Origin of the sequence: Mycobacterium barrassiae (assembly GCF_025822765.1) — a bacterium.
GTDB classification, from domain to species: Bacteria; Actinomycetota; Actinomycetes; order Mycobacteriales; family Mycobacteriaceae; genus Mycobacterium; species Mycobacterium barrassiae.
In genome coordinates this window covers 1-21052 of the sequence record NZ_JACKUK010000041.1, presented here as the reverse complement: position 1 = coordinate 21052, position 21052 = coordinate 1, and the positions used below count along the sequence as shown (strand labels likewise).

Sequence of the window (21052 nt, the reverse complement as noted above, 5' to 3'; positions counted from 1 at the left end):
GTCACCGTTCTTCGGTGGGGTGGGGGACACCGGCCTCGTCGAACGTCGCCATCGACGACAGGGTGGCCACCGCGGCACGCACGATCGGCAGCGCTATCGCCGCGCCGGTGCCCTCGCCGAGTCGCATCTGCAGATCGACGATGGGCTCGAGGTCCAGCCAGCTCAGCGCCTGTGCATGCGCCGGTTCCGTAGACCGATGGCCGGCCTGCCACCACTGCCGGGCACCCGGCGCGAGTTGCTCGGCCACCAGTGCCGCCGCCGTCACCACCACGCCGTCGAGAAGCAGCGGTGTGTGCCGCACCGCAGCCTGCGCGCAGAACCCCGCGATCGCCGCGAGGTCGGCGCCGCCGCAGATCCGCAGCAGCGCAACGGGATCGCCCGACGCGGCGCGGCTGCGGAACAGTGCGTCCCTGATCGCGGCGGTCTTGCGGGCCCAGCCCGCGTCGTCGACGCCGGTGCCGCGACCGATCACGGCCACCGGCTCCGAATCCGTCAGTGCGGCGATCAGAGTCGTTGCGGGCGTGGTGTTTCCGATACCCATGTCACCGGCGATCAGGAGGTCCGCGCCCGAATCGACCTCCTCGTCGGCGATTCGGCGTCCCGCGTCGATGGCCGCGGCGACCTCGTCGTCGTTAAGCGCGTCCTCGACGGAGATGTCGCCGCTGCTGCGGCGGACCTTGTGGGTGCCGATCGACGGGGTGAGGGGTTCGTCGACGTCCACGGCGATGTCGATCACCCGCACGGTCGCGCCCGCCGCCTCGGCGAGGACGTTGATGGCGGCGCCGCCGGCATCGAAATTGGCCACCATGGCGGCGGTGACCTCCGCCGGATATGCGGAGACCCCCGCGGCCGCGACGCCGTGATCGCCGGCGAACACCACGACCCGCGCCCGCTCGAACTGGCGCGGCGGACAGACGCCCTGACACGACGCCACCCATACCGACAGGTCCTCGAGTCTGCCCAGTGACCGCGACGGTTTCGTCAGCCGGTCGTGACGGGCCCGGGCCGCGACCGCGACATCCGGGTCGGGCGGGGAGACGGGTGCGAAGTCGGTCACCGGGCGGCGTCCTTGACGGTGACGGGCTGGCCTGCGATGACGAGCACCACACGATCGCACACCGCGGCCAGCCGTTGGTTGAGCGTGCCGAGTTCGTCGGCGAACCGTCGACCCGACTCCGTCGCGGGTACCACCGTGAGCCCGACCTCGGGCGAGACGAGCGCCAGCGGGGAACCGAACGACGCCACAGCCTCGACCAGGTCATCGACGTCCGCCGATACGGAACCGCCGGTCCATGCGCCGGCCCGATCCATCGCCGCGGTCAGCCAGGCGCCGACGTCGTCGACGACGGTTGCCGTGGTGCCATCAGCGCGCAACTGCGTTGCGACGTCTGCGGTTTCGACGGTGGTCCAGCCGGCGGGCCGGCGTCGACGATGCGCCTCCACCCGCGCCGACCACTCGGCGTCGGCGTCTGGGACCGGGCCGGTGGCGAGATAACGGACAGCTGCCGTGTCGTCTACCAATTCGGCGATCGCCGTCTCCGCCCATTGGGACTTGCCTGACCGGATGCCGCCGAGCACCAGGATGCGCACTGGGGTCAGTCGACCTTGGCGCCGCGTTCCACCTGCGGCCGGGGTGCGCGCATCCGACGCAGCTGCGATGCGCGGCTGGATGCGTAAAAGCCCAGCTTCCAACCGGTTTCGGTGTTGTCGGGGAACTTCGCATCGACCATGCGATTGACCTTGCGACCCAGGATGAACCCGTCGATCACCATGATGAGGACCAGCACCAGCATCGCGGGGGAGATGAGCTGTTGCACCGCGACCGACGGCACCGAGAGCATCACGAAGATCAGCACCAGCGCCGCGGGCATGAACAGGCCCAGGACGTTACGGCGGGAGTCGACGATGTCGCGGACGTAGCGGCGAACCGGTCCTTTGTCCCGCGGCAGCAGGTAGGCGTCCTCGCCGGCCATCATCTTCTCGCGGCGTTCCGACATCTCCGCGCGGCGGGCCAGCTTGTCGGCCTTGCGCTCCTCGCGGGTCAGCTTCGAGCGCATCTCCTTGCGACGTTTGCGCGCCTCCGCAGCAGTCATCGGGGCAGGCGCCACCGGGCCGCGCTTGCGGGCGGCCTCCTTGCGCTTGGGAGTCGGCCGGCCCTTGGGGGCGGTGGTCCGAGCCTCTCCAGCCGCGTTCTCAGCGCCCTCGCGGCCGGTCTCGGCGGTGTCTTCGGCCACATCCGAATCCGGTGTCCGCGCGGTGTCTTTCTTTCGGCCCAGCAAGTTCACGCCTGTCAGGTTACTTCCGGCCGTCGGCGGCCCCGCCGGGACCTGGGGACAAACTCGGGAATAGGGCCGGGACAAGGTACCGTTGACGTAGTACGCCGCACGTTGATGAGGCCATACAGGAGACGTAATGACTGTTCAGGGAGAGTCGGCCCTGCAAAATGAGACGGCAACCGCCACCCATGGCGCGAGGCTGACCGATGCCGCCGCCGCCAAGGCCAAGGCGTTGCTCGATCAAGAGGGCCGTGACGATCTGGCCCTGCGTATCGCCGTGCAGCCGGGTGGCTGCGCCGGACTGCGCTACAACCTGTTCTTCGACGACCGCACTCTGGACGGCGACGTGACCGCCGAGTTCGGTGGCGTGACGTTGACGATCGACCGGATGAGCGCACCGTATGTCGAGGGCGCCGTCATCGATTTCGTCGACACCATCGAGAAGCAGGGCTTCACGATCGACAACCCGAACGCCACCGGGTCCTGCGCCTGCGGCGATTCGTTCAACTGAGTCAGTACTGACCCGCGGTCCGCGGCAGATACGAGCAGACCAGCACCTCGTCACCCTGCGTGAGCAGTTGCGCGACGGCCTGCTGTTCGCCCTTGGGTCGCGGCTGACCGCGGCGTGAGCTGTTCGACGGCTCGACCTGCATGGTGAACAGCACCTGCGCCTGATTCGGCGACCACATCACGATCTTGTCGATCGAGGTCACTTCCGCGCGCCCGTACTGCTGGCGAAAGGCGTCACTGGCCAGGTTGGCCAGCGCCATATCGGAGCGGCGTTCCTTGACCGCATCGAACAGGCCGCACAACGTGTGCCGGGCGACCGTCTCGTCGTCGCCGTTCGTCATCGCGTCCAGGTACTCCTGGATCGCCGCCTTGGCCGACGCGTCGGTCAGCGTGGCCGATCCGGCCGAGGTGCCATCGTTGCCGCGAGTGGCGAACACGATCCCCGCCACTACCGCCGCGACCGCCACGATCGCGAGCAGGCCCACGAGCAAGGGCCAGCGTCGCTTTTTCGGGTACGGCACCGGCGGCGGGAGCATCCCCGGATAGGTCTGCGGGTAGGGCTCTTGCGGGAACGGCTGCGGACCTGTCTCCGGATACATTTGCGGGGCGACCGGTCCGGCGCCATATTCGGGCGGGTACGGACCGGACATGTATTTGCTCCCCAAAAGTGTGTGTCAGAAGTGGTCTGTCTACAGTGACCCAGCGGGTACTCGTACGCAGGTTAGCGCACCTCGCGCGCGTGGCCCGATCGGTAAGATTTACCTAGACGGCTTAAATAATGAAGGGTGACGTTCCGTGACGATTGCGGTGACCGGATCAATTGCGACCGACCATCTGATGCGGTTCCCCGGAAAATTCTCCGAACAACTGCTGCCCGAACACCTGCAGAAGGTGTCGCTGAGCTTTCTGGTCGACGATCTGGTCATCCATCGTGGAGGCGTCGCGGGCAACATGGCCTACGCGATCGGAGTTCTCGGTGGAGACGTGACGCTGGTCGGCGCCGTCGGAAAGGATTTCGACGACTACCGCTCGTGGCTCGAGTCGGCGGGCGTGGACACCGAGAGCGTGCTCGTCTCCGATTCCGCATACACGGCCCGGTTCGTGTGCACCACCGACGACGCCATGGCGCAGATCGCCTCCTTCTATCCCGGAGCCATGTCGGAGGCGCGCACCATCAGCCTCGCCGATGTCGTAAAGCGGGTTGGCACACCGGAATTGGTGATCGTCGGCGCCAACGACCCCGAGGCGATGTTCCTGCACACCGAGGAGTGCCGCAAGCTCGGCCTGGCGTTCGCCGCCGACCCCAGCCAGCAGCTGGCCCGGCTGTCGGGTGAGGAGATCCGCAAGCTCATCGACGGCGCGACATATCTGTTCACCAATGACTACGAGTGGGACCTGCTGCTGCAGAAGTCCGGTTGGTCCGAGGCGCAGGTGATGAGCCAGATCGGGCTGCGTGTCACGACGTTGGGCCCCAAGGGCGTCGACCTGGTCAGCAAGGACGGCACGTTCATCCACGTCGACGTCGTCCCGGAGAAGCATCAGGCCGACCCGACCGGTATCGGCGACGCATTCCGCGCAGGTTTCCTCACGGGCCGCAGCGCAGGATTGAGTTACGAGCGCTCGGCTCAGCTGGCGTCGCTGGTCGCCGTTCTCGTCTTCGAGGCACCCGGACCGCAGGAGTGGAGCTGGGACCGCGAGGAGGCGGTGCAGCGGCTGACCGACGCCTACGGTGCCGAGGCGGGCGCGGAAATCGCCAACGCGCTCAAGTGATTACAGCTGGACGGGGTACGTCGGCTCGCTGATCTGTGGGGTCACGCTGCGCTCGACGAAGATGGCGTGCCACAGCATGAAGATCAGTACCGTCCACAGCCGTCGGCTGTGATCGCTTACGCCGCTTCGGTGTTCGTCGAGCATCCGGGTGACCGCGGTGAGATCGATCAGCTCGCCCGCCTGCGAGTTGGCGACCGTCCGGTACGCCCAATCCTGGAGTTCGCCGGCCTGCAGCCAGTGACGGATCGGAACCGGGAAGCCCAGCTTCGGCCGGTTGAGCACGTGCGCGGGCACGATGGGCTCCAACGCGCGGCGCAGCGCGAACTTCGTCGTGGTCCTGGTGATCTTCTGGTCCAGCGGAAGACGTGACGCCACCGCGAACACTTCGGGATCCAGGAACGGCACACGCAGCTCCAGCGAGTTGGCCATCGTCATCTTGTCGGCCTTGACCAGGATGTCTCCGCGCAGCCAGGTGAACAGGTCGATGTGCTGCATCCGGGCCACGGGGTCCCAGCCCTGAGAGGCGGCGTAGACCGGCGCAGTGACGTCGGTGTGGGTCCATTCCTGGCGGAAGCCGGGCAGTACCGCGCGCAGCTGTGCGTCGGAGAAGCTGCGCGCATTGCCGTAGTAGCGCTCCTCGAGGGTCAGCGATCCGCGGTGCAGCAGGCTCTTGCCGCGCAGACCTTCGGGCAGCGGCCGGGACGCCCGGCCCAGCGAACGCCGCACCGGCCGAGGCAGATAGTCAAAGGGGCGCAGGGACAACGGCTCCCGGTAGATCGTGTAGCCGCCGAAGAGTTCGTCGGCGCCCTCACCGGAGAGCACCACCTTGACATGCTTACGGGCTTCGCGGGCGATGAAGAAGAGCGGGACCAACGCCGGGTCGGCAACGGGTTCGTCGAGATACCAGACGATTTCGGGCAGCGCGTCGACGAACTCCGCCTGGCTGACCACCTTCGTCACGTGCCGCGCGCCGATGGCTTCGGCCGATGCGACGGCCACGTCGACCTCGGAGTAGCCCTCGCGTTCGAAGCCGGTGGTGAACGTGATCAACCGCGGGTTGTGCCGCATGGCGAGCGCCGCGATCGCGGTCGAGTCGATGCCGCCGGACAGGAACGCGCCCACGGTGACGTCGGCGCGCATGTGCTTGGCCACCGAGTCTTCCAATACCGCGGTGATCTCGTCGTAGCGGGCGCGTTCACCGGCGGTGTCCGATCGGGCGGGGAAGGGCACGGCGGCGAACCGCGGTGTGAAATACCGCGTCACCTCGGGCGGTTTTCCTGGCCGCACCCGCGCGTAACTGCCGGATTCGAGCCTACGGATGCCGCGGTGCAGGGTCTCGGGTTCGGGCACGTACTGCAGCACCGTGTAGTGCTGCACCGCGCGTTCGTCGATGCCGAGGTCGATCCCGACGATCGCCGCGAGATCCAGCAGGCACTTCTTCTCGCTGCCGAAGACGGTGCCGCCGGCGCCGGTGGCCATGTAGAGCGGCTTGATGCCGAAAGGGTCACGGGCGCAGAACAATTCACCCTCGACGGTGTCCCACAAGGCGAACGCGAACATGCCGCGCAGCCGGGTCAGCGCCGCGGTGCCCCAGTAGTGGTAGGCGGCGACGATCGCCTCGCCGTCACCGTCGGTGGCGAACACGGCGCCATGGTCGACGCGAAGTTGCTCGCGCAGCTCGAGGTAGTTGTAGATCTCGCCGTTGAACACCAGGGCGTAGCGGTCGGGGGACTCCGGCGGGCCCCAGCGCAGCGGCTGGTGGCTGTGTGCGATGTCGATGATGGACAGCCGGTTGAACCCCAGCACCGTGGTCGGGCGCACCGTGTCGTCCGCCCACGTGCCCGGTTCATCGGGCCCGCGGTGGCGCATCAGGTGCGACGCGCCCGACACCGCCGCTACGAGATCCGTGGAGTTCTCAGCGGACGGGTCGGTAACCAGAGCCAGTAGTCCGCACACCGCGCCAGTATGCCCAATTCGTCGCGGAGGGCGGTCGCGGAGGGCAGGAACACCCGTATGTGGGAGTGTGTCGCGACCTGCGTCCGGGGGTGGTCTACGCTGCGTAGTATTCGGCTTTCTGTTCCGACTTCTAGGAGGCGCCAGCGTGACACCTCGCGGTGTGAAGGTGGTGGCGTTATCAGTCGTACTCGGCAGCATGACGGTGCTGCTCAGCGGGTGTGACTGGTCCGAGGTACTGGGCCTGGGCTGGCCCCGCGGCATCACCCCGGAGGCGCATCTAAACCGTGAGCTGTGGATCGGCTCGGTGATCGCCTCGCTGGTCGTTGGTGCGATCGTGTGGGGCCTGATCTTCTGGACCTCGGCGTTTCACCGCCACAAGAAGGGCGACACGGAGCTGCCGCGCCAGTTCGGCTACAACATGCCGCTGGAGCTGGTTCTCACGGTCGTGCCGTTCCTGATCATCTCCGTGCTCTTCTACTTCACCGTCGTGGTGCAGGAGAAGATGCTGCACAAGGAGCCCAATCCCGAGGTGACCATCGACGTCACCGCATTCCAGTGGAACTGGAAGTTCGGCTACCAGAACGTGAACTACGCCGACGGCACGTTCAGCTTCGAGGGCGCCGACCCCGAGCGCAAAGAGGCCGTGGCATCCGGGCCGGAGGGCGTCGAGGGTGAGCACGGCGGCGAGTTCGGGGCCATCGCGGGCAAGAACCCCGAGGACCGCTCGTACCTGAACTTCGACAAGGTCGAGACGCTCGGCACGTCCACCGAGATCCCGGTCCTGGTGGTGCCGTCGGGTAAGCGCATCGAATTCCAGATCGCCTCAGCAGACGTCATTCACGGATTTTGGGTGCCGGAGTTCCTGTTCAAGCGCGACGTGCTGCCGAACCCCGAGCCGAACAACTCCGACAACCGCTTCCAGATCACCGAGATCAACCAGAACGGCGCGTTCGTCGGACGGTGCACGGAGATGTGTGGCACGTATCACGCGATGATGAACTTCGAGCTGCGAGTGGTGTCGCCCAACGACTTCAAGGCGTATCTGGAGCAGCGCATCGACGGCAAGACCAACGCAGAGGCGCTGCAGGCCATCAACCAGCCGCCGCTGGCCGTCACCACGAAGCCGTTCGACACCCGGCGCGGCGAGCAGGCGCCCCAGGTAACGCAGGCCAGCAAGTAGGGACACCACATGCATATCGAAGCCAGGTTGTTCGAGTTCCTGACCGCGTTCTTCATCCTGTCTGCGGTGGTCTACGCCGTGCTGACACAGATGTTCCAGTACGGCGGCGTGGAGTGGGCCGGTACGACGGCCTTGGTCCTCACCGCGGGTCTGACGTTGATCACGGGCACGTTCTTCCGGTTCGTGGCCCGGCGCCTGGACACCCGCCCCGAGGACTACGAGGACGCCGAGATCAGTGACGGCGCCGGCGAGCTGGGCTTTTTCAGCCCGCACAGCTGGTGGCCGATCTTCATCGCGCTGTCGGCGTCGGTCACCGCGGTCGGCGTGGCCCTCTGGCTCCCGTGGCTCATCGTGGCCGGTGGCTGCTTCGTCCTGACGACGGTCGGCGGCCTGGTGTTCGAGTACTACACCGGCCCCGAGAAGCACTGACGCCTGCCGTTGGCGACACGGCCCGGCGCAAGGTCACAATAGGGGCACTACTTCGCCCGCAACACGTGCGCCGATATTCATCCGGACCAGGTGTTTAGGTAGTGTTGCCGGGGCATGGAGTCAAGAAGGATAGGCGTAAATGAGCGGGCCGAACCCCCCGGGCCCTGAAGGGGCCGATCTGCCGGGTCAGGAACCGGGCGACAGCCTCGGCGGGCCGGAGAGCAGCGAACCCGGCACCTTCTCGCAGGCCTACTCGGCACCGGAATCCGAGCACTTCACCAGCGGTCCCTACGTGCCCGCGGACGCCGGTCTGTACGACTACGACAAGTACGAGCCCTACGACCGCGACAACTATGTACAGCCCGAGCCGCCGCGGTGGCCGTGGGTCGTCGGGGTGGTCGCCATCATCGCCGCCATCGCGCTGGTGGTCTCCGTGTCGGTCCTGGTGACCCGCTCCGACACCAGCAACCTGGCGAAGCCGGACACCACGACGAGCACTCCGCCCCCACCGCCACCGGTGCAGGACGAGATCACCACGACGACGCCGCCACCGCCGCCTCCGCCGCCTCCGACCACGGAGGAACCACCCCCGCCGCCGCCGGAGACCGTGACGGTCACGCAGGAGCCGGAGCCGCCTCCGCCGCCACCCACGGAGGCGCCGCCTCCGCCGCCGGAGACCCCGCCGCCGCCCCCACCGACCACGACGCGCGCCGGCCCACGTCAGGTGACCTACTCGGTGACCGGGACGAAGGCGCCCGGCGACATCATCACGGTCACCTACATCGACGCGTCGGGCCGGAGCCGGACACAGCGCAACGTCTACATCCCGTGGTCGCTGACGGTGACGCCCATCTCGCAGTCCGAAGTGGGTTCGGTGCAGGCGTCCAGCCTGTTCCTGGTGAGCAGGCTGAACTGCTCGATCACCACCAGCGATGGCACCGTGCTGTCCTCCAACACCAACAACTCCGCACAGACGGCCTGCTAGATGCCCTACGGCACCGATACCTTGGGGGGACTGAGGGTGCGCCCTGGCCTGGATCCCGGCGAGCTCGATCGCACCGACCGCATCCTCCTCGGCGCCTGCGCGGCGATCTGGCTCGCGGCGCTGGGTGCCATCGCCGCGGCCATCGTGGCCTTGGTCGATCTGGGCACCGCCCATCAGGAGTCGTCGGGTGAGGCGGGCACTCCCTGGTTGCTCTACGTCGTGATCGCGGTGTCCGCCGCGGTGATCATCGGCGCAGTGCCCCTTTTGATTCGGGCGCGCCGTGACGCGATGGCCGATGCCGAAGCAGCCGGCCGCCCTGCGCCACGGCAGGCGCCGGGGCGATGGCAGGAGAGCGGCCACGGTGACCAGTTGCCGACCGAGAAGTTGCGGATCTCGGAGACGACGTCGGGCCGCATCCACTCCGGGCCCGGCTATGCGGCAGCGGTCACGCACAGCACGTCGCTGCCCGCCCCGCTGGTGGCGGCCATCGACCAGGTATGGCTGCGCTGCGCCGTGTTGATCGCGTGCGCGATCGGCATCGCCGTGGTGGCGGTCGGCGTGGCGACCTATCTGTTGGCCGTCGAAAGCGACACTGCCGCATGGGTTTTCCTGGTCTTGGCGGGACTCGTCACAGTGGCGATGCCGGCCATCCCATGGTTCTTCCTACGTGAGTTGCGCACCCTGCTGGAAGACCAGGAAAGCCTCTAAGACGGGCCGGGTGCCGCGTAGCAGAGAGGCTTGTACGGCGGGAAGGCGTGGCGAGAGCTGCTTTCGGGCGCCGGCAGGGCGATCTCCTTGGCCGGCCGGTGATGTTCTACGTTCGGGCGTAACCCGCTGTGTCCCACCGCGAGAACGGGTCGGACGCACAACGACCACTGGAAACGAACGTGAAGGCGGATATGCGTAAGCCGGAGCCGCCCCGGTGGGGCGGCGTCCGGCTTCGCTCAGTGATGCCCGTTCGTCTCGCCGTTTGAGGTGACGTTGCGGTCCTGGTGCTCGCGCAGCGCGGTGAGCGCCTTGCGTTCCGCGGAATGCGCGGCCTCGGCGAGTGCCTCGTGCTCCGACAGCGGGTCGGCGGTGAGGAAGCTGCCCGAGCCGGGAGCGCCCGCGGAGCCGAGCTTGTTCATCCGCTTGGGCACCGCTGCACCCTGGTATTCCAACGGAATTGGGTGACCGTGCTCGTCGACCGGGCCGAGCGGCTGGTGCAGCTCGATGTAGGCACCGTGCGGCAGTCGCTTGATGATGCCGGTCTCGATGCCGTGCTCGAGCACCGCGCGGTCGCTGCGCTGCAGTCCGATGGCCCACCGGTAGGCGATGTAGTAGACGATCGCCGGCACGATGACCATGCCGATACGTCCGATCCACGTCGTCGCGTTCAGCGAGATGTGGAACTTCAGCGCGATGACGTCGTTCATCGCCGACAGCGTCAGCACCATGTAGAACGCGATCGCCATGGCGCCGATTGCGGTGCGCACCGGTGCATCTCGCGGACGCTGCAGCAGATTGTGGTGTGCGTCGTCGCCGGTGAACTTCTTCTCCAGGAACGGCCACGCGGGCAGCAGCATGAACACCAGGCCCATGATCAGCGCGACCCAGACCGGTGCAGGCACGGTGTGGCCGAGGAAGTACAACTCCCAGGCGGGGAAGATACGGGCCAGGCCTTCTGTCCACATCATGTAGAAGTCCGGCTGGCTGCCTGCCGACACGTGTGACGGCTTGTACGGTCCCAGTTGCCAAATTGGGTTGATCTGCAGCAGACCGCCCATCAGGCCGAGGATGCCGGTCGTCATCGCGAAGAACGCGCCCGACTTGACGGCGAACACCGGCATGACCCGCACACCGACGACGTTGGTCTCGGTACGTCCGGGGCCGGGGAACTGGGTGTGCTTCTGGAACCACACCAGCGCGAGGTGAATACCGATGAGCGCCAGGATGATTCCCGGAATAAGCAGGATGTGCAGTGAGTACATCCGGGGGAGCCAGTAGCCGTCCTGGGCGCACTGGTATCCCACGCCGCCGCAGGGGAAGTCACCGCCGAACAGCGCCCAGTGCAGCCATGTGCCGATCACCGGCATGCCCAGCGTGATGGAGCTCAACGCCGCCCGCAGGCCGATACCCGAGAGCAGGTCGTCGGGCAGCGAGTAGCCGAAGTAGCCCTCGAACATCGCCAGAATCAGCAGCAGGGAGCCGATGACCCAGTTCGCCTCGCGTGGGCGGCGGAACGCGCCCGTGAAGAAGATGCGGGCGAGGTGCACCATGATCGACGCGGCGAACAACAGTGCCGCCCAGTGGTGGACCTGGCGGACGAACAGGCCGCCGCGCACCTCGAAGCTGATGTCGAGGGTGGACGCGTACGCCTTGGACATCTCGATGCCGCGCAACGGCTGATACACGCCGTCGTAGACGATCTCGGCCATCGACGGGTCGAAGAACAAGCTGAGATACACGCCGGTGATCAACAGCACGATGAAGCTGTACAGCGCGATCTCACCCAGCAGGAACGACCAGTGGGTGGGGAACACCTTGTTCAGCTGCCGGCGTACCGCCGCCGACGGGTGGTAGCGCGAATCGATTGCGTTGCCCTGACCCGCCGCAATCTCGGCCAGGCTCGGGGGTTTTGGCAGTTTCGGACTCAATTTGTTTGCTCCCAGAATGCCGGGCCGACGGGCTGGATGAAGTCGCCGTTGGCGACCAGGTATCCATCCTGATCAATGGTGATGGGCAACTGCGCCAGCGCGCGCGCAGCCGGACCGAATATGGGTTTCGCAAAATGCAGCGCATCGAACTGCGACTGGTGGCACGGGCAGAGGATGCGGTAGGTCTGCTGCTCGTAGAGCGACGACGGGCAACCGAGGTGCGAGCACACCTTGGTGTACGCGAACAGGTCGCCGAAGTTGAAGCTCTCCTGGTTCTTCCGCTTGACCACCCGCGGCATGTCGACCGGCTTGATACGGATCAGCATGACGGGGTTACGCACGCCCATCGTGATCTCGGAGAGCCGGTGGTGTGACTCGACGGTCGTGCCGTCGCCGTCGGACTCCCGCCACGGGAAGACCGTTTCCATGCCACCGGCATCGATGTCCTCGGGGCGCATCTTGGCGTAGGTGCCGTTGCCGGTGGCACGGGCGAGGTAGATGGTCTCGCCGGGGTAGCGCGGAGTCCATCCGGAGGTCCACAGCACGGCCTTCTTGCCCTCGGCGGTCTGCACGACCGGCTTCCACGGGTTCTTGACGAGGCCACCCGCGAACGCCACCAGCGTGCCGAGACCGAACGCGCCGAGCCCCGCCCCGAGCGACAGACCAATCAGCTTGCGCCGCTTGATGGTCGATGACTCCAGCGCATCGGAGAGGTTCGCGACGACCGTTTTCCGCTGGATCTCGGGGGAGCTGCCGTCATGGCGCTCCTGGATCGAAATCTCCTGGGGGATGAACTTCTTCTGATACAGCACCGCCCCGACGCCGATGGCCAGGATCGAGAGCCCGAACGTCAACCCGTACAGCGGTGTGGCGAGGTCGTACCAGAGATGGTCGGGGTCGGCTCCGCTCCTGTACTCCCACGGCCAGAAGATGAAGACCACGAGCAGGGCCAGGCCCGAAAGGCCGCCCAGCATAAGCCAGTACGCGACGAGCCGCTCGGCGCGCTTCTCGGCCTTGGTGCCGGCGACGGGCCACCGGTCGTCCTTGTAGACGATCTCGACACCGTCGAGCTTGCCGCCGAGTTCCAGGAGCTCCTCACGCGACATCGCGGCGAGTTCGGCGTCGGTCGGCTGTCCAGGCACGCCCTGCTGGCCCGGGGTGTCGGTTCCCTTCACTTCACCGTCGCTCATGCTCGTGCTCCGATCCACAGGGCCACGACGACCACGGCCACTATGCCGATAATCCAGATCGCCATGCCCTCGGACGTCGGTCCGAAGCCGCCAAGGCCGTAGCCGCCGGGGTCAGGGGCCGTGGTGGCCATCCGGACGTAGGCGACGATGTCCTTCTTCTCTTCCGGCGTCAGCTGCCGGTCGGAGAACTTGGGCATGTTCTGCGGTCCGGTCAGCATCGCGGTGTAGATCTGCGCCGGGTTGGCCCCGGACAGGTCGGGTGCGTACTTGCCGGACGACAATGCGCCACCCTTGCCGGTGAAGTTGTGGCATGACGAGCAGTTGAGCCGGAACAGATCGCCGCCGCGGGCGACGTCATTGCCCAGCAGGGATTCGTTGGCGATGGCGCCGTTCTCGTCGCGCGGGACGACGGGTCCGCCGCCGTTGGCCTGCACGTACGCGCCGATCGCGTCGATCTGCGCCTCGTCGAACTGCGGGGGCTTCTGCGGGGCCTGGGCCTCACCGCGCATGGCGGGCATGCGGCCGGTGGACACCTGGAAGTACACGGCGGCCTCGCCGACGCCGATGAGGCTGGGCCCGCGATCGGCCACACCCTGCAGGTTCGCGCCGTGGCAGGTGACGCACGACGTGTCGAACAGCTCCTTGCCGGTGCGCAACAACGCCGACTGGGACTCGTCGGCAACAGCGACCTGGGGCGTCGGCGTCAGCGTGGCGGCCAGGCCGCCGGCAAGCCCCAGCCCGAGGAGCAGGAGCATGGCTGCTGACAGTCGGCGGCGCAGGCGACGACGCTTCACTGTCGCTTTGCCGGTTTCGGTGGCCTTCTCGGTCATCGAACCCCTTCTCTTCGGACGCATCGGTGAGCCGGTCATCGAACGCATCGGTGAACCGATCATCGGACGAAGTAAATAACGGCGAACAGGGCGATCCACACGATGTCGACGAAGTGCCAGTAGTACGACACGACGATCGCAGCCGTGGCCTGAGCGGGGGTGAACTTACTCATCCGCGTGCGTGCAAGCAGCAGGACGAAGGCGACGAGACCGCCGATGACGTGCAGGCCGTGGAAGCCGGTGGCCAGGTAGAACACCGACCCGTAAGCGCTGCTGGACAGCGTGGTGCCCTCGTGCACGAGCTGGATGTACTCGTAGCCCTGCCCGAGCACGAAGAACAGGCCCATCAGGAAGGTGATGACGTACCAGCGGCGCAGCCCGAACACGTCTCCGCGCTCGGCGGCGAACACGCCCATCTGGCAGGTGAACGACGAGGCGATCAGCACCAGCGTGACCGGAACCGCCTGTACCAGGTTCAGCTCGGTGGGATGGGGCGGCCAGTCGCCACCGGCCTGCGAGCGGGCCGTGAAATACATCGCGAACAGTCCGGCAAAGAACATCAACTCGCTGGAGAGCCACACGATCGTGCCAACACTGACCATGTTGGGTCGGTTCAGTGAATGAACTCGCGACGTGATAGCGGTCCCCGAGGTGCCTACAGCGCTCGTCACAGGAGCAAGTATGACGCTTTGTAGTTGTTGAACTCCACCCGGGTGAGCAATTAGTCATAATCAGCGCGTGACTTCCGGTGACTCGCCCACGTGGCCGCAGATCCTCGGCCGCTTAACCACAGGTCAGGCGCTTGCGCCGGGACAAGCCAGCTGGGCGATGGACCAGATCATGACCGGCACGGCCACGCCGGCACAGATCGCCGCCTTCGGCGTGTCGATGAAGATGAAGCGCCCGACGCCCGCAGAGGTCGCCGAGTTGGCCGACACCATGCTCAAACATGCGCGGCGCGTCCCGACCGAGACGATCGGCATCGAGACCGTCGACGTGGTCGGCACCGGGGGCGACGGTTCCAACACCGTGAACCTGTCCACGATGGCGGCGATCGTGGTGGCCGCCGCCGGGGTGCCGGTGGTCAAACACGGCAACCGGGCCGCGTCGTCGCTGTCGGGTGGCGCCGACACGCTCGAGGCGCTCGGGGTGCGTATCGACCTCGGCCCCGAGGACGTCGCGCGCTGTGTGGCCGAGGTCGGCATCGGCTTCTGCTTCGCGCCGCAGTTCCACCCGTCGTATCGGCATGCCGGGGCGGTGCGTCGCGAGATCGGCGTCCCGACGGTGTTCAATCTGCTTGGCCCGCTGACGAATCCGGCGTCGCCGCGGGCCGGTCTGATCGGTTGTGCATGGGCGGAGCTGGCCGAGGTGATGGCGGGTGTGTTCGCCTCGCGCCGGTCCAGCGTCCTGGTGGTGCATGGCGATGACGGCCTCGACGAACTCACGACCACCACGACGAGCACCATCTGGCGCGTTCAGGCGGGCACCGTCGAAAAGTTGACCTTCGACCCGTTGGCGTTCGGGTTCGCCCGCGCCGAACTGTCGGAACTGGTCGGCGGCGACGCGGAGGCGAACGCCGCATCGGTGCGCGAAGTGCTCGGTGGGGCAAAGGGAGCCGTGCGGGACGCGGTGGTGCTCAACGCGGCCGGGGCGCTGGTGGCCCACGCCGGGCTAGCCAGCGACGCCAAGTGGGTGCCTGCGTGGGAATCGGGTCTGGCCAAGGCCGCCGAGACCATCGACTCCGGTGCCGCGGAAAAGTTGCTCGCGCGTTGGGTGGGGTTCGGCCAGAAGCTCTGAGTCGGACCGGATCTCGGCGAGTTGTTCGGCTGCGACCCGCGCCGAGCGCGCCGCCGAGGCCCAGTCTGCGAACCGGCCCGCAGCGCCCGCCGGTGAGGCGTAGCCGGATTCGGCGCGCACGATCCGCACGCCCGGCTGAGCGAGCCAGCGCGCAATGAGCGCGGTCTCTTCGACGAGTGCACCGCCGAGCGGCGCCTCCGAAGGCAGAACCGCTTGTGCGCCAGCGCATATCGCATCGACCACCGGCATCGGCGGAACGCCTCGCGGTGCGTTCCCCGCGGCCGCCAGCTGCCCGTGGCGGATCACCGCGAGAGACCAACCGCCCGACCCGTCAGGGCGGGCCGCAACCAACTCGCTGACGTCGGCCAGCGCGCGTAACCGCTGACCGCGCCACAGCACGTCGATGGCGGTGGTGGCGTGATCGCGCAACCGCGCCGCGGTTTCGTAGCGGCCGCGGTCCGCCAGATCGGTGATGTGCGACAACACATCCGAGAGGACCCGGCTGTCGGCGCCCGCGATCAGGTCCCTGGCGCGTTGCGGCGCCGAGGCGTACTCGACGGCGCCGATGTCGCGCGGGGCGGGGCACGGCGAGACTTCGCGCTCAGGGCACCGCGGACCGTGCAGCGCGGACCGGCCGAGCCGCGCTGCACACGTCCGCACCCCGGTGAACCGGGCCAACAGCTCCGCCGTCTGCACGGCGTCGGCGCGGGACCGAAACGGCCCGATCGCGTGGTCGTGTTTCGGTGACCGCACCGCGGAGAATCGCGGAAACGGCTCGTCGGTCAACACCACCCACCACCACCGGTGGGGAAACTTCGAGCGGCGGTTGTACGGCGGGGCGTGCGCGGCGAGCAGCCGCAGTTCCCGCACGCCGGCCTCCAGGTCATGGGCGCACTCGACGTGGTCGACCGCGGTGGCCAGCGAGGCCATCTCCTTGATCCGGGTGCGCGGGTCGGCACCGTTGAAGTACTGATTGACGCGACGACGCAGGTCGACAGCGGTCCCGACGTAGAGCACCTCCGACGCGGGTCCACGAAACAGGTAGACGCCGGGCCGGTGGGGAAGCGAGGCGGCGAGCTGCCGGTTGCGGCGCTGGGCGGGGGACACGTCGGGCAGGTACGCGCGCAGCTCGGGATAGGTGTGCACACCCTGGTTGCCGACGCGCTCGATGAGCCCGTGCAGTACGTCGACGGTCGCGCGGGCGTCGTCGAGGGCGCGGTGGGTGGGGGTGGTCGACGCGTCGAACAGCCGGGCCAGCGCCGACAGCCGCACGCTGGGCGCCTCGTCGCGGGTGAGAACCCGACGCGCCAGGCGCACGGTGCACAGCACAGGCGGTCGCGGCCACGCGATGTCCGCGCGTTCGGCGGCCGCCCGCAGGAACCCGATGTCGAAACCCGCGTTGTGGGCGACCAGCACGGCGCCGCGGGCGAACTCGAGGAACGACGGCAGCACCGACTCGATCCTGGGCGCATCGCACACCATTGCGGTGGTGATGCCGGTCAGCGCGACGATCTGCGGCGGAATGCTGCGCCCGGGATCCACCAGGGTGGCCAGCTCTCCCAATACCTCGCCGCCGCGCACCTTGACGGCGCCGATCTCGGTGATGGCGTCGTGGTTCTCGCCGCTGGCCCGGCCGCCCGTGGTCTCCAGGTCGACGACGACGAAGGTGGTCTCCCGCAATGTGAGGTCGGCCAGCGGATCGACATCAGCGAAGCTCAGCTGGCCCATGCGCTGACCGTAGGGAACTGGACCGACAACCAGCGGCAGGCGATGGGTTGCCACGCCGAGGGAAATGACTTGTCGGTGGCTCTCGATACCGTGCGGACAACATCAAGCAGGAGGACTGCGAAATGACATACGACGAACCGCCCGACTCGGGCACGGTCACCATCGACTGCGACGACTGCGCCGTGCGGGGGCCCGGCTGTGAAGACTGTGTTGTCAGCGTGTTGCTCGGCGTGCCGGAAACTTTGCTGGACGATGAGCGCCGAGCGCTCGAGGTGCTCGCTGACGTGGGCTTGGCACCGCGGCTTCGTCTCGTTCCGATCCACCGCGGCAATAACTCCGGCGTCGCGTGAGGACACGCCCCGGTGAGGGCGGTCGTTATCGACTTTCGGGCCGACTGTTAAATTTACGTCTCCTGTTGGACAAGGGCGATGCCGTTTCGTAACCTATCTGAGACCTAAAGCAGCTCGACACGGCTTCGTTTCGGCAGTTGTAAGGACGCAAAATCTTGAGGCTCGACCGCACGCATTGGTTCATTCGTGTCCTTAAGCGACCCGCGATCAGTGCGATAGCTGGAGTTTTGCTGTTCGGGGGACTTCTCGCGGCGAACGTGCAGGCCGATCCCGCCGACGACGCGCTTGCGAAGCTCAATGAATTGTCACGGCAGGCCGAACAAACCACCGAGGCCATGCATTCCGCGCAGCTGGATCTCGACAAGAAGCTGGGCGTTCAAAAGGCCGCCGAGGCCAAGCACGCCGACGACGCCCGCGCGCTGGAAGCTGCCAAATCGAAACTGGAGTCGTTCCAGTCCCAGGTCAACAACATCGCCGCCGCGCAATATATGGGTGGCCGGCCGGACGGCTTCAGTGCGCTGCTGACCGCCTCGTCGCCGCAGGGCCTGATCGAGCGGATGTCGATCCAGCGGGTGATGGGCGCTCAGATATCGGCGCAGATGAAGAGCTACCGCGAGGCCGGGGCGCAGGCCGCCGCTGCCGAGGCGGCGTCTGCCAAGTCGGCGGCCGAGGCGAAGACCGCGGCCGAGCAGGCCGCCGCGGTGCGCGCGGACCTGCAGTCCAAGCAGAGCAAGCTGCAGGTCGAGATCGCGATCGTCAAGTCGCAGTACGAGGCCCTCACGCCCCAGCAGCGCGAAGCGCTTGCCGCCATCCCACCCGTCCCGCCGGTTCCGGCAGCGGCCCCGCCACCCCCGCCGGGTGCTCCGCAGCCGAACGACCCCGCGATCCTGGCGGCCGCACCTCCCGGGGTCGGTCAGCCGCCGCAGCCTCCCGGTGCCATACCGCCAGGCGATATGGCTCCCGCGCCCGGCGGTCACGGCCCCACCGTCATCCAGGCCGCGCTGAGCCGCATCGGCTCGCCGTACTCGTGGGGCGGCTCAGGCCCGAACGCATTCGACTGCTCCGGCCTCGTGATGTGGGCGTTCCAGCAGGCCGGCATCTCACTGCCGCACTCCAGCCAGGCGCTGGCCAGCGGCGGATCTCCGGTGTCGCTCGACCAGATGCAGCCCGGTGACGTCGTCAACTACTACTCCGACGCATCGCACTCCGCCATCTACATCGGCAACGGAATGATGGTGCACGCGTCGACATACGGCACTCCGGTGCGCGTCGCCCCCGTGGACAACGCGCCGATCTACAACGTTCGCCGCTACTGACCGTCCAGCAACCGCGCCTGCGGGGAGTGGACCGACGCTCGCGCGCGAAGAGCAGAACCACGCTCGCCGCGTTGTTGATCGCCGAACTCATCACCGCCCTCTTTCTCGTGGGCGGCACCGGATCCGCGCCCTCCGGCCCGCCGATCGCCACGCCTGCATCGCTGACCATACCCACGTCGGCGTCGACCTCGCAGACGCTGCGGGACGGTCGGACTGTGCGGCTGATCGGTCTCGGCGGGCACACGGCGCCGCTGCTGCACCGGATCTCGCGGCAACTCGACGATGCCGCCGACGCCGTCACCGCGTTCTGGGGCGCTGACTGGCCGCGCGAGATCGTCATCGTGGCCGCGGGCACGGACGCCCAGTTCGCTGCGGTGGGCGGCGGCGACGCCCACACCGCCGCCACGACCACCGGCGAGCGCATCATGTTCGCCCCCGGAGCCTCACAAATGGACGACGCCGCGCTGCGAATCGTCCTGCGCCACGAGCTTTTCCACTACGGCGCGCGCGCCGAGACCGCATCCGATGCGCCGCAGTGGCTCACCGAAGCGGTCGCCGACTTCGTCGCTCGCCCGCCGACACCGCTGCCGGAGAACGCGGCCGCGTTGATCAAGCGGGGACTTCCCACCGACGCCGAGTTGAGTGGACCCGAGCGCTCGCTGGCCTACGACCGCGCCTGGTGGTTCAGTCGATTCGTGGCCGACACGTACGGGAAGCCCGCTCTGCGCGCGCTCTACCTTCGGGCGTGCGGACACGGCCATCCCGATCTCGGCCTCGCGGTGCGGGACACCCTGGGAACCGATGTCGACAATCTGCTGGCCGCATGGCGGCAGTGGGCGGAGGCTGGCGGGCGATGACTCGGGTCCTGTTGGTCACCAACGATTTTCCGCCGCGACGCGGTGGCATCCAGTCATATCTGCAGGAGCTGGTGGACCATCTGGTCGAAGCGGGCGCCCACACGCTGACGGTGTACGCGCCGAAGTGGAAGGGGGCCGAAGAGTTCGACCGGGCCGCCAAATACGAGGTGGTGCGGCACCCTGGCACGCTGATGCTGCCCGAACCGTCCGTCGCCGGGCGGATGCGAGAGCTCATCGAACGCCACAATGCCGAGACCGTGTGGTTCGGGGCGGCCGCACCGTTGGCGCTGATGGCGCCGCTGGCGCGCAAGGCCGGCGCCGGCCGGGTGATCGCGAGTACACACGGCCACGAGGTGGGCTGGTCGATGCTGCCGCTGGCGCGAACTGCCTTGCGCCGCATCGGAACCGGTACGGACGCGGTGACGTACGTCAGCCGCTACACCAGAGGGCGGTTCGCGTCGGCGTTCGGTCCGCGCGCCGCGCTCGAACACCTGCCGCCCGGCGTCGACACCGACAGGTTCGCGCCGGACGAGGTGGCACGCGCGGCGATGCGCGCCCGCTACGGGCTGGGGAGTCGGCCGGTCGTGGTGTGCCTGTCCCGCCTGGTGCCACGCAAGGGCCAGGACATGTTGATCCGCGCGCTGCCCGCGATACGGGAACGCGTCCCGGGCGCCGCGCTGGTGATCGTCGGCGGCGGCCCCTACCGATCGTCGTTACATCGCCTGGCGCACAGCTTCGGGGTGTCCGACGACGTGGTGTTCACCGACGGTGTGCCGGGCGACGAACTGCCCGCCCACCACGCGATGGCCGACGTGTTCGCGATGCCGTGCCGAACCCGTGGCGCGGGCCTCGACGTCGAAGGGCTGGGCATCGTCTACCTGGAAGCGTCCGCCTCGGGAGTGCCGGTGGTGGCCGGACGCTCCGGTGGGGCCCCGGAAACCGTGCTGGAGAACGAGACCGGCCTGGTGGTCGACGGCTGGGACGTCGGCGACATCGCGGCGGCCGTCGGCGACCTGCTCGCCGACCCGGACCGGGCGACGCGGATGGGTGCGGCGGGCCGGCGCTGGGTGGTCGACAACTGGCAATGGACGACGCAGGCCGCGCGATTGGCCGAGCTGCTCTAGCCTCGATCTTTCGTGAGTGAGCTCGGAACGGGGTGTCTGAGCTTGTCTGGTGGCCGGGGGTGTTTGACCGTGGTTGGTTTCCGGCGCTGTGTCGCCGGCTCTCCTGTGGGTGCTTGGT

General features: G+C 67.7%; 20 protein-coding genes and 1 pseudogene. 11 read left to right on the top strand and 10 right to left on the bottom strand.

From position 1 onward, the window contains the following. Window position 1: 1 nt before the first annotated feature. Genes cobT through H7J93_RS25975 form a run of 3 tightly spaced genes read right to left on the bottom strand, consistent with a single transcriptional unit; the run spans window position 2 to window position 2285 of the window. Window positions 2–1057 carry a nicotinate-nucleotide--dimethylbenzimidazole phosphoribosyltransferase gene (cobT, locus tag H7J93_RS25985; protein ID WP_267309156.1) on the bottom strand — a complete coding sequence of 352 codons (1056 nt, stop codon included), beginning with the start codon at window positions 1055–1057 and terminating at the stop codon, window positions 2–4. Then, window positions 1054–1590 carry a bifunctional adenosylcobinamide kinase/adenosylcobinamide-phosphate guanylyltransferase gene (locus H7J93_RS25980; protein ID WP_267309155.1) on the bottom strand — a complete coding sequence of 179 codons (537 nt, stop codon included), beginning with the start codon at window positions 1588–1590 and terminating at the stop codon, window positions 1054–1056. Before H7J93_RS25980 ends, cobT begins: the two co-directional genes overlap by 4 nt. A gap of 5 nt (window positions 1591–1595) precedes the next feature. After that, a complete protein-coding gene (locus H7J93_RS25975; RefSeq protein WP_267309154.1) occupies window positions 1596–2285 on the bottom strand; it encodes a DUF3043 domain-containing protein in 690 nt (229 codons plus the stop codon). 127 nt (window positions 2286–2412) lie between these two features. Between H7J93_RS25975 and H7J93_RS25970 the strand changes: the two genes are divergently transcribed. Beyond that, complete coding sequence (locus H7J93_RS25970) at window positions 2413–2787, top strand: iron-sulfur cluster assembly accessory protein (RefSeq protein ID WP_083157329.1); 375 nt, start codon at window positions 2413–2415, stop codon at window positions 2785–2787. Window position 2788: 1 nt separating this feature from the next. Here H7J93_RS25970 and H7J93_RS25965 read toward each other — a convergent pair whose 3' ends face one another. Then, complete coding sequence (locus H7J93_RS25965) at window positions 2789–3436, bottom strand: Rv0361 family membrane protein (RefSeq protein WP_267309153.1); 648 nt, start codon at window positions 3434–3436, stop codon at window positions 2789–2791. A 145-nt stretch (window positions 3437–3581) separates the two neighbouring features. Between H7J93_RS25965 and H7J93_RS25960 the strand changes: the two genes are divergently transcribed. Next, window positions 3582–4556: a carbohydrate kinase family protein gene (locus H7J93_RS25960; protein WP_267309152.1), complete on the top strand. Its 975-nt coding sequence runs from the start codon at window positions 3582–3584 to the stop codon at window positions 4554–4556. On the opposite strand, the gene asnB is transcribed toward H7J93_RS25960, so the two are convergent. After that, entirely contained in the window at window positions 4557–6512 is a 1956-nt protein-coding gene (gene asnB / locus H7J93_RS25955) for an asparagine synthase (glutamine-hydrolyzing) (RefSeq protein ID WP_267309151.1), read from the bottom strand. Between the two features lie 118 nt (window positions 6513–6630). Here asnB and ctaC point away from each other — a divergent pair, with 118 nt between their 5' ends. From ctaC to H7J93_RS25935, 4 genes are all read left to right on the top strand, one after another. Beyond that, the gene (ctaC, locus tag H7J93_RS25950; RefSeq protein WP_443677674.1) at window positions 6631–7692 is read left to right on the top strand and encodes an aa3-type cytochrome oxidase subunit II; all 1062 of its coding nucleotides are present in this window, start codon (window positions 6631–6633) and stop codon (window positions 7690–7692) included. A gap of 9 nt (window positions 7693–7701) precedes the next feature. Then, entirely contained in the window at window positions 7702–8121 is a 420-nt protein-coding gene (locus H7J93_RS25945) for a cytochrome c oxidase subunit 4 (RefSeq protein WP_267309150.1), read from the top strand. 139 nt (window positions 8122–8260) lie between these two features. Beyond that, window positions 8261–9106: an MmpS family transport accessory protein gene (locus tag H7J93_RS25940; RefSeq protein WP_267309149.1), complete on the top strand. Its 846-nt coding sequence runs from the start codon at window positions 8261–8263 to the stop codon at window positions 9104–9106. Beyond that, entirely contained in the window at window positions 9107–9814 is a 708-nt protein-coding gene (locus H7J93_RS25935) for a DUF2561 family protein (RefSeq protein WP_267309148.1), read from the top strand. A 236-nt stretch (window positions 9815–10050) separates the two neighbouring features. On the opposite strand, the gene qcrB is transcribed toward H7J93_RS25935, so the two are convergent. The 4 genes from qcrB to ctaE are packed head-to-tail and all read right to left on the bottom strand — an operon-like array spanning window position 10051 to window position 14433. Further along, window positions 10051–11742, bottom strand: a complete 1692-nt coding sequence (gene qcrB, locus H7J93_RS25930) for a cytochrome bc1 complex cytochrome b subunit (RefSeq protein ID WP_267309147.1) — start codon at window positions 11740–11742, stop codon at window positions 10051–10053. Further along, on the bottom strand, window positions 11739–12932 hold the full coding sequence (gene qcrA, locus H7J93_RS25925) for a cytochrome bc1 complex Rieske iron-sulfur subunit (RefSeq protein ID WP_267309146.1): 1194 nt from the start codon (window positions 12930–12932) through the stop codon (window positions 11739–11741). The genes qcrB and qcrA overlap by 4 nt, the downstream gene beginning before the upstream one ends. Then, entirely contained in the window at window positions 12929–13762 is an 834-nt protein-coding gene (gene qcrC, locus H7J93_RS25920; protein ID WP_267309145.1) for a cytochrome bc1 complex diheme cytochrome c subunit, read from the bottom strand. The genes qcrA and qcrC overlap by 4 nt, the downstream gene beginning before the upstream one ends. 59 nt (window positions 13763–13821) lie before the next feature. Next, window positions 13822–14433 carry an aa3-type cytochrome oxidase subunit III gene (gene ctaE, locus H7J93_RS25915; RefSeq protein ID WP_267309144.1) on the bottom strand — a complete coding sequence of 204 codons (612 nt, stop codon included), beginning with the start codon at window positions 14431–14433 and terminating at the stop codon, window positions 13822–13824. 49 nt (window positions 14434–14482) lie between these two features. On the opposite strand from ctaE, the gene trpD reads away from it, so the two are divergent. Then, on the top strand, window positions 14483–15559 hold the full coding sequence (gene trpD / locus H7J93_RS25910; protein ID WP_267309208.1) for an anthranilate phosphoribosyltransferase: 1077 nt from the start codon (window positions 14483–14485) through the stop codon (window positions 15557–15559). On the opposite strand, the pseudogene H7J93_RS25905 reads toward trpD, so the two are convergent. After that, a pseudogene (locus H7J93_RS25905) lies at window positions 15497–17287 on the bottom strand (DEDD exonuclease domain-containing protein); the annotation flags it as partial. The gene trpD and the pseudogene H7J93_RS25905 sit on opposite strands and share 63 nt — an antisense overlap. Before the next feature lie 122 nt (window positions 17288–17409). On the opposite strand from H7J93_RS25905, the gene H7J93_RS25900 reads away from it, so the two are divergent. From H7J93_RS25900 to H7J93_RS25885, 4 genes are all read left to right on the top strand, one after another. After that, the gene (locus tag H7J93_RS25900) at window positions 17410–17637 is read left to right on the top strand and encodes a hypothetical protein (protein WP_267309143.1); all 228 of its coding nucleotides are present in this window, start codon (window positions 17410–17412) and stop codon (window positions 17635–17637) included. A 155-nt stretch (window positions 17638–17792) separates the two neighbouring features. Next, window positions 17793–18953: a peptidoglycan hydrolase RipC gene (gene ripC / locus H7J93_RS25895; RefSeq protein WP_267309142.1), complete on the top strand. Its 1161-nt coding sequence runs from the start codon at window positions 17793–17795 to the stop codon at window positions 18951–18953. A 26-nt stretch (window positions 18954–18979) separates the two neighbouring features. Further along, window positions 18980–19810 (top strand): eCIS core domain-containing protein, encoded by an 831-nt coding sequence (locus H7J93_RS25890; protein WP_267309141.1) that lies wholly within the window; start codon window positions 18980–18982, stop codon window positions 19808–19810. Beyond that, window positions 19807–20934 carry a glycosyltransferase family 4 protein gene (locus tag H7J93_RS25885; RefSeq protein WP_267309140.1) on the top strand — a complete coding sequence of 376 codons (1128 nt, stop codon included), beginning with the start codon at window positions 19807–19809 and terminating at the stop codon, window positions 20932–20934. The genes H7J93_RS25890 and H7J93_RS25885 overlap by 4 nt, the downstream gene beginning before the upstream one ends. Window positions 20935–21052 lie beyond the last annotated feature (118 nt).

Excerpts from the sequence above, each read along its gene's own strand:
- H7J93_RS25970 (WP_083157329.1), top strand. The coding sequence starts at position 2,413 with ATGACTGTTCAGGGAGAGTCGGCCCTGCAAAATGAGACGGCAACCGCC.
- H7J93_RS25965 (WP_267309153.1), bottom strand. The coding sequence starts at position 3,436 with ATGTCCGGTCCGTACCCGCCCGAATATGGCGCCGGACCGGTCGCCCCG.
- H7J93_RS25945 (WP_267309150.1), top strand. The coding sequence starts at position 7,702 with ATGCATATCGAAGCCAGGTTGTTCGAGTTCCTGACCGCGTTCTTCATC.
- H7J93_RS25940 (WP_267309149.1), top strand. The coding sequence starts at position 8,261 with ATGAGCGGGCCGAACCCCCCGGGCCCTGAAGGGGCCGATCTGCCGGGT.
- H7J93_RS25935 (WP_267309148.1), top strand. The coding sequence starts at position 9,107 with ATGCCCTACGGCACCGATACCTTGGGGGGACTGAGGGTGCGCCCTGGC.
- qcrA (WP_267309146.1), bottom strand. The coding sequence starts at position 12,932 with ATGAGCGACGGTGAAGTGAAGGGAACCGACACCCCGGGCCAGCAGGGC.
- qcrC (WP_267309145.1), bottom strand. The coding sequence starts at position 13,762 with ATGACCGAGAAGGCCACCGAAACCGGCAAAGCGACAGTGAAGCGTCGT.
- H7J93_RS25900 (WP_267309143.1), top strand. The coding sequence starts at position 17,410 with ATGACATACGACGAACCGCCCGACTCGGGCACGGTCACCATCGACTGC.
- H7J93_RS25885 (WP_267309140.1), top strand. The coding sequence starts at position 19,807 with ATGACTCGGGTCCTGTTGGTCACCAACGATTTTCCGCCGCGACGCGGT.